Source organism: Colwellia sp. TT2012, from assembly GCF_001440345.1.
Lineage (GTDB): Bacteria > Pseudomonadota > Gammaproteobacteria > Enterobacterales > Alteromonadaceae > Colwellia.
In genome coordinates this window covers 535,344-547,683 of record NZ_LJYX01000017.1, presented here as the reverse complement: position 1 = coordinate 547,683, position 12,340 = coordinate 535,344, and the positions used below count along the sequence as shown (strand labels likewise).

At 40.7% G+C, this 12,340-nt stretch carries 10 protein-coding genes; 9 read left to right on the top strand and 1 reads right to left on the bottom strand.

The genetic code is table 11. From position 1 onward, the window contains the following. Window positions 1–24: 24 nt before the first annotated feature. Window positions 25–831, bottom strand: coding sequence for an AraC family transcriptional regulator (locus ASU03_RS12105; protein ID WP_057832037.1), 807 nt, complete (start codon window positions 829–831; stop codon window positions 25–27). A gap of 151 nt (window positions 832–982) precedes the next feature. Between ASU03_RS12105 and ASU03_RS12100 the strand changes: the two genes are divergently transcribed. The 9 genes from ASU03_RS12100 to ASU03_RS12060 all read left to right on the top strand — a co-directional run bounded on the left by ASU03_RS12100 (window position 983) and on the right by ASU03_RS12060 (window position 12,311). Continuing rightward, complete coding sequence (locus tag ASU03_RS12100; RefSeq protein WP_082627263.1) at window positions 983–2,191, top strand: MFS transporter; 1,209 nt, start codon at window positions 983–985, stop codon at window positions 2,189–2,191. Between the two features lie 264 nt (window positions 2,192–2,455). Next, the gene (locus ASU03_RS12095; protein WP_057832036.1) at window positions 2,456–3,826 is read left to right on the top strand and encodes a glutamine synthetase family protein; all 1,371 of its coding nucleotides are present in this window, start codon (window positions 2,456–2,458) and stop codon (window positions 3,824–3,826) included. Between the two features lie 54 nt (window positions 3,827–3,880). Beyond that, entirely contained in the window at window positions 3,881–5,299 is a 1,419-nt protein-coding gene (locus ASU03_RS12090; protein WP_057832035.1) for an aldehyde dehydrogenase family protein, read from the top strand. Between the two features lie 49 nt (window positions 5,300–5,348). Beyond that, window positions 5,349–6,521: an iron-containing alcohol dehydrogenase gene (locus ASU03_RS12085; RefSeq protein WP_057832034.1), complete on the top strand. Its 1,173-nt coding sequence runs from the start codon at window positions 5,349–5,351 to the stop codon at window positions 6,519–6,521. Between the two features lie 83 nt (window positions 6,522–6,604). Then, window positions 6,605–7,318: a glutamine amidotransferase-related protein gene (locus ASU03_RS12080; protein WP_057832262.1), complete on the top strand. Its 714-nt coding sequence runs from the start codon at window positions 6,605–6,607 to the stop codon at window positions 7,316–7,318. A 445-nt stretch (window positions 7,319–7,763) separates the two neighbouring features. Beyond that, entirely contained in the window at window positions 7,764–8,618 is an 855-nt protein-coding gene (locus ASU03_RS12075; RefSeq protein ID WP_057832261.1) for a response regulator, read from the top strand. 54 nt (window positions 8,619–8,672) lie between these two features. Next, window positions 8,673–9,674, top strand: a complete 1,002-nt coding sequence (locus ASU03_RS12070; protein ID WP_057832033.1) for a hypothetical protein — start codon at window positions 8,673–8,675, stop codon at window positions 9,672–9,674. Window position 9,675: 1 nt separating this feature from the next. Further along, window positions 9,676–10,284 (top strand): hypothetical protein, encoded by a 609-nt coding sequence (locus ASU03_RS12065; protein WP_057832032.1) that lies wholly within the window; start codon window positions 9,676–9,678, stop codon window positions 10,282–10,284. A gap of 47 nt (window positions 10,285–10,331) precedes the next feature. Next, entirely contained in the window at window positions 10,332–12,311 is a 1,980-nt protein-coding gene (locus ASU03_RS12060) for a PAS domain-containing sensor histidine kinase (RefSeq protein WP_197411247.1), read from the top strand. Window positions 12,312–12,340 lie beyond the last annotated feature (29 nt).

Genomic DNA, 12,340 nt, shown 5'->3' with positions numbered 1-12,340 from the left:
CATGACAAAATCGTCTTTAAAAGCCTAGTTAGTCAAGTACTTTTTAGGTGGGCAACCAAGTTGTTTTTTAAAGCCGGTGATAAATGCTGAGGTTGATTCATAACCTAGCTCAAAGGCAATATCTACCAGTGGGGTATTGCTGTTCAGTAATTCTAACGACTTTAATATTCTTAGTTTTTGTTTCCATTTGCTAAAACCCATGCCGTAATTTTGATTAAATAATCGATTTAGTGTCCTGCTTGAGGCACCAACTTTAAGTGACCATTGCTCTATGGTTAATTTATTAGCGGGCTCTTGGTTGAGGGTTTCAATTATCGGTAATAGTCTTTTATCTTGAATAGTTGGCATAAACAACGGGTTACTTTTCGCCATGGCTAGGCGATCTAACAACACTAAAATAAAACGCTGTGTTTGCGCTGTTTCTTTATAGTCTTCTGGCCAGCTTGAAATCTCCAATATCAATGATTTTAATAAGGGGTCAACCGTTAACGGCCGTACTTTATTACCAAGCACTTCACTCAAAACAGGATCGATATATAAGCTACGGTAGCTTACCTTGTTCTTACAAAAATGTTGATGCGCTATACCTGGGGGTAACCACAATGCTTGCTCGGGGGGAATAACAAAAATACCCGCATCGGTTTCAATATGCATAACACCAATACAAGAATAGGAAAGCTGCGACCACGGATGAGTATGGCTAATAATCTGCGTCATGGGCTTAAATTCGGCAGAGGTAGGTAATACAGTTCGGGGTAAGCTTGGGTAAAGTCGGCTCGGGCTTTGTTTATGCCAGACTGATTTTGTCTGAATTGATAAACTAATTGTCATAATTGTCGCTATTGGTCATGTTTAAATCATCATATAATGGCCTCTTTCGCGACACAAGCTTATCCTTGGTAGAGCGTTTACCTGCTATGTCTTTGGCACTCATTACTTGGGGTAAGTTATTTAGTGTCAGTTATGTATAACAAGGAGTTGTATGAAAGAATTAAGCAAAGCAACGCAAGCAACAGCAAGAACAACACTTGTCGGCGAGCAAGATAAAAGTTGGCAAAGTCCTTTTGTTTTCTTAGCGATTGCCAGCATTGTCATGTCAGTTACTTTTGCCGGTTGGATGGCAATGCTCAATAACTTTGTTATTGAGCAAGCAGCCTTTACTGGCGCTGAAATAGGCATGTTGCAATCTTTACGGGAAATTCCTGGCTTCTTAGCGTTTACCGCAATATTTGTGTTATTAGTGTTTACCGAGCAAGTCTTAGCCTTGATTTCTTTGTGTCTGTTATCTATTGGTGTTGCCATTACTGGGCTGTTTCCTAGTATCTACGGGCTTTATGCGACAACGGTGTTGATGTCTATTGGTTTTCATTATTATGAAACCATAAATACGTCATTAAGCTTGCAGTGGTTTAAAAAAGCAGAGGCGCCAGTAAAACTTGGTCAACTAATGTCAATAAAGTCAGCGGCATCACTTATCTGTTATGGCTTAATTTGGCTGGGTTTTAGTGTTTTTTCTGCTAGCTATCAAGTGATGTATATATTTTTTGGTATTAGTGGCTTATTACTAACGATTTGCTTAGCCGTTGCTATGCCTAAATTTCCGATGGAACATATACAACATAAAAAAATAATTCTAAGAAAACGTTATAGTTTGTATTACTTACTCACTTTTTTAGCGGGAGCACGTCGACAAATATTTGTTGTCTTTGCCGGCTTCCTTATGGTGGAAAAATTTGGTTACAGTGTCCAAGAAATTACGCTTTTGTATATGATTAATCATCTAATTAACTTTTTTTTAGCGCCTAAAATAGGTGCTTGGATTGCCAAAGTAGGGGAGCGTAAAGCCTTAACCTTAGAGTATTTGGGCTTAATTACGGTCTTTATCGGTTATGCGCTGGTTGAGTCGGCTGATGTTGCCGCCGTGCTGTATGTTATTGATCATTTGTTTTTTGCTATGGCCATCGCCTTAAAGACCTATTTTCAAAAAATAGCGGACCCAAAAGATATTGCTGCAACTGCTGGGGTAAGTTTTAGTATTAATCATATTGCCGCTGTGGTTATACCAGCGACCTTTGGTTTAATTTGGCTTTATGATCATTCCTTAGTATTTTATGCGGGTGCCTTTTTCGCCTTACTTTCTTTAGCCGCCAGTCAGTTTGTTAACACGGCTAAGCTGGCACCGACCAGTTAATATTACCTTAGTATCATGTATTTGTACCATGCATTAATACCATGTCATCAGTAGCCAGTCACTCGACTGGCTTTTTTATGCCTGCTTAGCTGTGGACTCTTCTGAGAAAACACTCAATCAACATTGAGTTATTTTGAAAAATCTCCTTTGTTGAGCTTTACTGTAAAGGTAAGTACACATTTTAATTATCCTTCGAGTTATCAATATTCTAGATAATCTCTAGGTGATTTCTAGGTAAGGTAATACCGCTAAAGAGGAAAGTGCATGTTATTACCAAGAGAAGTTAAAACCATTGCAGACGCTAAGTTAATTGTCGAGCAAAGAGGCCTTAGCCATGTGAAAGTGGGCTTGTTTGATATCGATGGCATTATGCGTGGCAAGTACATGAGTAAAGAAAAATTCTTCTGCTCATTAGACTCAGGTTTTTCTTTTTGTGATGTCGTTTTGGGCTGGGATTGTCAAGATCAGCTTTATGATAATGTTAAATATACTGGCTGGCATACTGGCTTCCCAGATGCACCTGTTCGTATTATCCCGCAAACCTGCCGTGCCTTACCCTTTGAAGATGATATGTTGTTATTTATCGCGGAGTTTAGTGGTGCTGCAGCGCCTATTTGTCCACGCAACACGCTAAAGCGAGTACTTGAACGCGCCAAAGAACAAGGTTTTTTAGTGATAGCGGCATTAGAATATGAGTTTTTTATTTTTAATGAAACGCCTGAGTCTGTTCGAGCAAAAAATTATAAAAACTTAACACCACTGTCACCGGACTGCTTTGGTTATTCGATGATCCGTAACTCGGTGCACGCCGACTTACATCATCAAATCTTAGCCCTTGCTGAACAAATGGACTTTCCCCTTGAAGGATTACACACAGAGACAGGTCCTGGGGTATTAGAAGCCGCAATCGCCCATGATGAAGCACTTAATGCCGCGGATAAAGCCGCACTTTTTAAAACCTTTATCAAGGTTTGGGCACAACGTAATAATTTAATGGCTACTTTTATGGCTAAGTGGTCGACAGATTGGCCAGGACAAAGTGGTCATATTCATATCTCATTAAAAGATGCACAAGGCCACGGTGTGTTTTATCAGCAAGATAATAAGGATGGCATGAGTAAATTACAGCGCCAGTTTCTTGCCGGACAACAACGCTTTATGCCTGAGTTTATCGCCATGATTGCTCCGACAGTTAATAGCTATAGTCGCATGGTTCCTGGTTTATGGGCGCCACTTGATGCTACTTGGGGGGTAGAAAATCGTACCACAGCACTGCGGGTTATTTCTGGCTCAGAAAAATCACAACGAATTGAATATCGCCTTGGCGCTGCCGATGCTAACCCTTATTTAGCCTTAGCCGCGGCCATAGCTTCGGGCTTAATTGGCATAGAAGAGCAACTGGAGCCCTTGCCACAAATTAAGGGCAATGCTTATCAACAAAGTCATCCAGCAGAATTAGCACTGCCGAATACTTTATTTGCAGCGGCGACTAGGTTTAAGCAATCGAAAGCCGCCATAGCCATGTTTGGTCATGACTTTGTTGAGCACTTTAGTGCCAGTAGGGAATGGGAAGAGCGAGAATACCGTAAGCATGTTTCTGATTGGGAGTTAAGTCGCTACTTTGAAATTATATAAGCTGAAATAATTTAACAACACTTAGCAGTAGCGTTGTTACTAGGTAGATAAGTAATGAGTAATTTATCAGTCACTATGAGTAAAATTCAAACCACACGTTCACCTATAGATGACGCTATTTATGTCGAGCGTGAATTGGCTACTCAGGCTGAGGTCCAACGGGCTTTGGCACTTGCTAATAGCGCACAAATTAGGTGGCGACAAAGCTCACTAGCACAGCGGGCGGTTATTTGTCATGCCATGGTCGATATCTTGCTCAGTAAAGCCGATGAAATTGCCGAGCAGTTATGTTGGATGATGGGACGGCCCATTCGTTATGGCCAGGGTGAAGTAAGTGGTATGGCCGAGCGTGCTCGCTTTATGATTACCGAGGCACAAAATGCCCTAGCAGATATAAAGTTAACCAAGAAACCGGGTTTTATACGCTATATTAAGCGCGAACCCTTGGGTGTTGTTTTTATTATTGCCCCGTGGAACTATCCGTACTTAACGGCGATTAATTCTATCGTGCCAGCCATTATGGCGGGAAATAGTGTACTGCTAAAACATTCGGCGCAAACCCCCTTATGCGGTGAGCAATTTGCTAACGCTTTTGCGCAAGCGGGCTTACCCAAGGGCATCTTTCAAAATTTATTCTTAAGTCATGATGAGACCGAAAATCTTATTCGCCAGCCGCTAATTAAATACGTTGCTTTTACTGGCTCAGTGGCCGGCGGTGAAATGGTCGAACGCGCCGCCAGTGGCCGTTTTATTGGTGTGGGTTTAGAGTTAGGTGGCAAAGACGCCGCGTATGTTCGAGCAGATGCCGATATAGCTGAAGCGGTGGCAAGTTGCCTTGATGGCGCTTTTTTTAACTCAGGGCAATCTTGTTGCGCTATTGAGCGCATATATGTGCACAGCGAGGTCTATGATGACTTTGTTGAGCAATTAGTGACCTTAGTGCAGGATTATAAGTTAGGGCGGCCGGATGACCTTGCCACCACACTTGGACCCTTGGTTAACGCTGCCAATGCGGACTTTGTTCGTCAGCAAATAACCGAGGCACTTGCTGCTGGTGCCAAAGCACACCTTGCCAGTCATCACTTTCCCTTAGATAAGCCAGGTAGTGCTTATCTCGCGCCGCAAGTGTTAACCAACGTTGACCACAGTATGTCACTAATGACGGAGGAAAGTTTTGGCCCTGTGGTTGGCATTATGAAAGTTAGCGATGATCAACAGGCGGTTAGCTTGATAAATGATTCAATGTTTGGTTTAACCTCGACAATATTTACTCGCAATATTAAGCAAGGTATCGCCCTGGGCGAACAATTAGCTACCGGCACCTTTTTTATTAATCGCTGTGATTACCTAGACCCAGCTCTACCTTGGACTGGGGTTAAAAAATCAGGGCGAGGCTGTACCTTGTCTAGCTTAGGGTATGAGGCCCTTACCAGAGCAAAATCTTTTCATATTAAAATTACTAACAGCGAATAATGACTGGTAAATTTGACTTAACCCAACGTGAAACCCAAGGAGGTTATCGGTGACAACGCTAAAGCAATTTTATGGCAATTGGCATTATCCTACCTCGATTCGTGCCGGCATTGGCCGTATCAATGAATTACCCTCAGCGTGTCAGGAACTTAGTTTTAAAGCGCCTTTACTGGTCACGGATCCTGGTTTGGCTGCTCTGCCAATGGTAAAACAAGTCGTGTCACACCTTGTTGGACAAGGTATTCACTGTCAGGTTTTTTCTGCCATTAAAGCTAACCCCTGCGAGCAAAATATAACCGATGGTGTTACGGCCTTTTTGCACGGCGAGCACGATGGAGTTATAGCGTTTGGTGGTGGCTCAGCCCTAGATGCAGGCAAAGCAATCGCCTTAATGGTTGGTCAAACGAGACCTTTATGGGACTTTGAAGATATAGGGGATAATTTTCACCGAGTAAACACAGATAAAATGGCGAAAGTCATTGCTATCCCAACCACATCAGGAACTGGTGCTGAGGTAGGGCGAGCATCGGTTATCACCGATGAGCAAGCGCATATTAAACGTATTATCTTTCACCCAGACATGTTACCCAATATTGTGATTTTAGATGCCCAGCTTAGCGTTAGTTTACCGAAGAAATTAACTGCGGCCACCGGCATGGACGCATTATCGCACGCGCTTGAAGCGTATTGTGTCCCTTCTTTTCACCCCATGGCAGCAGGTATTGCTCTTGAGGCCATCCGTTTAATAAAAGAGTATTTACCTAGAGCGACGGCTAATGGCCATGATATCGAGGCACGAGCACAAGTGATGGCCGCTGCCACTATGGGGGCAACAGCTTTTCAGCGCGGCCTTGGCGCTATGCACGCCTTAGCACATCCCCTTGGGGCACTTTATGATAGTCATCATGGTTTACTTAATGCCATATTGATGCCTTATGTACTCAAAGCAAATGAAAAGGTTATTGCAGAAAAAATCACTCGGTTAAGCCGTTATTTATCCCTAGAACGGATAAGTTTTGACGGTTTCTTTCAATGGGTTTTAGCCTTGAGAAAACAACTAGCTATTCCTCATTCATTGCAAGAAATAGCCATAGATGCCTGTAGAGCCAATGAAATTGGCATGATGGCATTTAATGACCCTAGCGCCGGCGGCAACCCTATTGCCTTTAGCGCTCAGCAATATAGCGATATATTCAAAAAAGCAGTGCACGGAGAGTGTTAACGAGTTAGTTATTTTTGCTATGGCATTGTTATTGAGTTGATATGGGCTGATATTGAATGCAGATGAGGGGGGGTATTATTATTATGAAGTTAGGCATTTTGCTTTGTGACCATGTGCAACCTGCGCTGCAAGAGAAATTTTCTGACCTTGATGGTATGTTTACTCAGTTGTTATGCCAATGTGATAGCGCCATTGAATTGCATTATTATTGGGTTGTTGATGGCGAGTTCCCTGACAATATTGAGGTTTGTGACGCCTATATGACTAGTGGTAGTAAAGCCAGTGTAAACGATGACTTACCTTGGATTACTAGGTTAGAGCGGTTTGTTTGGCAATTATTTGTCGGGGGGAAACCCTTTGTCGGTATATGTTTTGGCCATCAACTTATGGCCAAAGCACTGGGCGGTAAAGTCGCTTGCTCTGCTAAAGGTTGGGGCGTTGGAGTGGCGACAACAAAAATACACTGCCATAAACCTTGGATGAAACCGCAGAAAGAACACATTAAACTCGTGGTTAGCCATCAAGAGCAAGTATACCAGTTGCCAGCTGAAGCTGAGGTATTAATGGCTAATGACTTTTGCCCTTATGCCATGATACAAGTGGGCAATAATTTTATTGGTTTACAAGGTCACCCTGAATTTAGCCGGGCTTATGCTAAGGCGATAATGCAAAGCCGAAAAGCTATTATTACTGAGAAAAACTACACTCAGGGTCTTCAGTCATTGTCACAACAAGGCGATGGGGAATTAGTCATGCGTTGGCTTATTCATTTTATACAACAAGTTATTGCCAAATAATACCGTTTTTAAAACGGATAAAAACACTGAATACGGGCGTTGTGCTTTAAATGTTTATGATAAAAAAAACAAATAGACTCGTCTTTATTGGCCATACCTTCAAGCCAGTATCATATTGGTTTTTTATTTATGTTTCATAACGCCTTTAACCCATAATAAGCTACTTGATATCAAGCTAATGCTTGCCAACCGAGCTATTACTTCTCTGCGTTGCATTTTGCAAATAATATCATTTTTAAAAATATCCCATCCCGCTTAATTACTTCGCTAAAAATACCAACTCATGCCACGGCCTAGAGTACTAATGGGCTTTAAAAAAATAGCGGTCCTATTTTGATGTCTGGTACATCAATTGCACTTCAATTATTACTTAGTGTTTATGCGGCTTTATGCCAAAGAGCAAGCAGCTATTAATTTTTTTATATTTACCGGGCAAGGAGAGCGTATGTTAAGCGAAAAAAGTGTCCTCATTGTTGATGATGAAGTCGGTGTTAGAGAGACCTTGAAAAGGGGGATTCACCGTCAATTTAATAAAGGCAATCAACGAGTATCTATTAGCGAGGCCGCTAATGGTGAAGAAGCGATAGCGTTAGCACATAGATTTCCTCCGGATTTAATTATTATGGATATACGTATGCCAGTCATGGACGGGTTAAAAGCCTGCCGTATTTTAAGGAGTGATAGCAAATTTGCCGCGACCATGATCATTATGCTGACCTGTGAAATAGCGGAGGAAAGTGCCGGTTTACTCTCGGGCGCAGATGATTACGTCATAAAGCCCTTTGATATAAAAACCTTACTTATTCGTATCGAAAGAGGCTTATTTAAACAAGGTGCTATGGGAACTTTCTCCTATGCGGAAAGTGATGGCGTGTTATCAAAAAACTACTTTGTCGAAAGTTGGTTAAATTATGAAATTGCCCGAGCTAAGCGTTATCAACACCCGTTAAGTTTTCTCTTAGTAAAAATTGGCTCAATAGATGACAAGCAAGGGGCTAAAAGCCGAGCTTTGGAAGTGATAACACTATTAAAGCGCCGAGCATCAGATCCCTTGATAAAGTGGGCTGAGCATACCTTTGCGATTTTACTGATTGAAACTTGTGCCGATGATGCCGTTTTACTTGCCAAGCGCATCATCTGGTTAGCTCAAAAAAGTCCTCACCTGTTACGCCCTAATATAGGTATTGCCAACTTAGAAGATACACTTACTGATGATTTAATTATCAATGCCGAATATTCATTAGCGGCTTCTGTCTGTACCGGGGAATTAGTCCTTAATAGGTTAGCCGTAAATTTGTAAATGTTTATTTATATAAATAAATGGCAAGACTTACTTTACCCGTAGGGGGGAATAATGAAACCTTGGCTTTATATTTGCTCACTACTCTTTATAAGCTTTGCCTTAGCACTTGTTTCACAGCCTTGTTATGGCAATTTTGGCAAAAATCTCAGATGGAGCATCGATGGCAGTGCTCGGTTGAATGATAATCAAGCCTTAGATAATACCAGTGCTATTTATGCTTTAGGAATTGATACTCATAAAGTCTTTACCCATTCCACTGGCGATATTGGTTATGGCGTAGGACAGGTGTATTTCACCAAGTTAGCAAACCATATACCAGTGCCTTTCTTATTTAGCTCGAAAGATGATAGTGAGTTTATTATTAGAGAGGCGCACCTCAATTATACCGCTGGGCCCAATTGGCTGCCTAATGTTCGAGTAGGGCATTTCACCTTACCTTTTGGCTTAGAAGAAAGCATTGATACCAATGGCCGCTTGCTTGATTACTATCATGGAAAAAATTTAGGCACAAAATTGGATTGGGGGCTTAGCTTCAACAAAGTACTAAGACAAATAGAATATAACTTTAGTTATACCCTAGGGGGAAAAGACCAGGCAAAGTCGCTTGCTGGCTCTTACGCCCTTACCGGGCGAATAGGCTCATTAAGTCACCTAGACTTTGTGCTTGGCTTGTCTTTTTTTGATGGCAAGATTGATGAAGTTTCACGAAAAAGGTTAGCCATTGATTGGCAATACTATTGGGGAACATGGGGGATATTAGGGGAGTTAGCCTTAGGTGAAGATAATAAACAGCACCAGGGCAGGCAAAAAGAAAAATACAGCCTAGTTGAGCTAAATAAAACCTCAATAAATGAGCAATTAAAGTTATATAGCCAGTTCATTATTAGAGCTAGAACAGATCACGCAAGTACGGATAAGCTAGTAAATATTGGCTTTAGTTATCAATTTAATAACCAGTTAGAGCTAAGCATGTCTGGCGTAAAACAAATTAACAGCCCGGTAAGTGGTCAAAAACAGCAATTGGCTAGAGTTCAAATAAGGGTTAGGTACTGATATGACCATACACTTCAGGATATTAATACTGACTTTAGCTATGCTGCTATTGCTACCTGGTAATGTTAACGCAGTCGCTTACTGCTCCTTACGTGACCCCGTTGCGCAAATAGCACAGCTTTACCCACAAAAAACTAATCAGCTTTCTATTGTTAAAACGGTCGATGATAATATTCGCGCGCAAGTGCAAATTGCACTGCCCAGTAATGACTTACACTTTAGTGAACTCGGTCGACATACCTTGTATATCGCGATGAAAGGTCAGGAGGTGCTAGGTTATGTCCATGTACGATCAGAGCAAAGTGATTGGGGCTTGGTAGAAATAGTGTGGGCAATTGATAAAGACTTAAGAATAAGAGACTTTGTTTTTCAACGCTGTCGCAGTCCTAAAAAGAAAATTGCCCAACATAGCAATTTTAAGGCCATTTTTATTGGCAAAAATTATCAAGAATTGAAGCAACAATTAAGTGCTGATGGTATTACGGCGAAGCCAAGCGTATTGAGTCATGCCCAAGGTGCTGCTGAGTTAGCCAATGTGGTATTAAGGTGTGCATTGAAAACCCTGTTACTCACTGAAATATTATGGGGAGATGAATTGGAAAAGCTATAGTTATGGTAACGCTTTTCATATCCATCACAAAAAATGACGAATTAATTATGAAAATTTCTAATTATAATCTGCTATTAGCAATATCGACGTTACTTTCTGGAGTCGTTATTTTTGCCAGCCTTTGGCATCAATACCAAAAGGTTGAGCAGATATCACGGATACATTATCAGTCACGTTTATTAGTACAAACCATTGAGCATGTATTTACTATGTCGCAGCTTTGGCTAACCACACAAGACCTACTCTTTTCTGGTCGGCAAACGTATTTAGCAAAAGGGATTAATGAGCAATCAGCACAACTCAGGCAAACCCTGATGAGTGTTAAAGGAAAACTAGCCAATAAGGACGGTAATGATCTGGTGTTAAAACTCATTGTCGCTACTGAAAGAAATGATGTTATTGTCAATTTGTTCTCCCAGATTTCAAGACGAAAAAACACCTATTGGCAAGCTAGGATTGCTGACTCTGACCAGATAACAACAATGTATGTCAGTAACTTAGAGCAATTATCGGCTCAAGTTATGCGTGATAATCTTTTCTGGAGTGAGCGGGCTAAGAGAGCGAAAAGCAACTTTACTACACTGTCATTTTTGGTGGTTTCTCTCTATTTATGTTTTATTTTATGCACGGTCAGTTTCTTTAGTAAATACATAGTAAAGCCCATTGAAAATATTACCGCCTTAGCTCTGCAGCGTACATCCGCAGGGGCTAGTGTTGAGTTTATACAAACAAGGGCAGCCACTGAAATAATTGCTTTATCAATTGCGATTCAGCAGTTTACTCAACATATTACCATTGAAAAACAGCGAGCAGAGCAAGAACGGTGCAATGTTATTCGAGCAAATGACAAAGCCAATATCATTATGGATACCATACCTTGTTCGGTACTCTTAGTAGACGAACAAGGGCTGATAAAGGAGTGCAATATAGAAACTGAAAAATTATTACTAAGAGATAAAACGCATATCATCGATAAGCCAGTGGCTAATTTCGTCCCGGCTTTAGCAACCTTAGATGGTCAGTTTGATAAGGAAATAGCGTTAAAAAACATGGAAGAATCTTTACTTGCCCCTGGCTTTGAAAATCCACATATTGAATTTACAGGCCGGAAAATAGTCATTATGGGAGCCGTTAATTATTTAATCACCTTAAATGATATTAATGAAAGAAAACATAGCCAAAAGGCATTATCTTCATTAAATGAGCAGTTAATACAGGCAGAAAAACTCGCCTCTATTGGCCAACTATCTGCAGGTATAGCTCATGAAATTAATAATCCGGTAGGTTATATTCGCAGTAATTTGGATGTACTTAATGACTATTTTAAGCCACTGCTTGCTTATATAGCATTAACAAATGTAGATCTAACTAAAAATTCGGCTAATAAAAAAGCTGCACAAGAGTTATATCAACAAGAGGATTTAGATTTTATTCTTAAGGATATTGAACCTTTAATCGCTTCAACGTTGGAAGGAGCAGCCAGAGTCAGTAAAATCATCACAGATTTAGGTAATTACGCTCATATTGACGAAAAACTTCCTGAAGCGATAGCCATTGATGAATTAATTGAAAAAAGCCTTACCCTAGTCGCTAATGAACTTAAATACAAAGTTGAAATAAGCAAAGACCTAGCAGCCAATGTTAATGTTATAGGGTTTCCGCAAAAGTTATTACAAGTGTTTATTAATATATTGGTAAATGCCTCTCATGCCATTGAAACTAAAGGCTGTATTTGTATTTCGTCACATGTTGTTCAACAAGAAATCAATGTCCGTTTCGAAGATGATGGCGCTGGTATTAGCCAAGAGAACTTAAAAAATATTTTTGACCCCTTTTTTACCACTAAGCCAGTGGGTAAGGGCACAGGTTTAGGGCTTCATATTGTTAGGTCTATTATTGAAGATCATCATGGTCGTATTGAGGTCAGCTCAAAGGTAGGCCAAGGCAGTCAATTTGATATTTTTTTACCTATTCATTATGATGAATTATCGGCTAGGAAATTAAGTGTTAAGCAATTAATTAGTTAACACTTAGCTGCTAAGTACTCATTGGCAGT

Excerpts from the sequence above, each read along its gene's own strand:
- ASU03_RS12105 (WP_057832037.1), bottom strand. The coding sequence starts at position 831 with ATGACAATTAGTTTATCAATTCAGACAAAATCAGTCTGGCATAAACAA.
- ASU03_RS12100 (WP_082627263.1), top strand. The coding sequence starts at position 983 with ATGAAAGAATTAAGCAAAGCAACGCAAGCAACAGCAAGAACAACACTT.
- ASU03_RS12095 (WP_057832036.1), top strand. The coding sequence starts at position 2,456 with ATGTTATTACCAAGAGAAGTTAAAACCATTGCAGACGCTAAGTTAATT.
- ASU03_RS12090 (WP_057832035.1), top strand. The coding sequence starts at position 3,881 with ATGAGTAATTTATCAGTCACTATGAGTAAAATTCAAACCACACGTTCA.
- ASU03_RS12080 (WP_057832262.1), top strand. The coding sequence starts at position 6,605 with ATGAAGTTAGGCATTTTGCTTTGTGACCATGTGCAACCTGCGCTGCAA.
- ASU03_RS12075 (WP_057832261.1), top strand. The coding sequence starts at position 7,764 with ATGTTAAGCGAAAAAAGTGTCCTCATTGTTGATGATGAAGTCGGTGTT.
- ASU03_RS12070 (WP_057832033.1), top strand. The coding sequence starts at position 8,673 with ATGAAACCTTGGCTTTATATTTGCTCACTACTCTTTATAAGCTTTGCC.
- ASU03_RS12065 (WP_057832032.1), top strand. The coding sequence starts at position 9,676 with ATGACCATACACTTCAGGATATTAATACTGACTTTAGCTATGCTGCTA.
- ASU03_RS12060 (WP_197411247.1), top strand. The coding sequence starts at position 10,332 with ATGAAAATTTCTAATTATAATCTGCTATTAGCAATATCGACGTTACTT.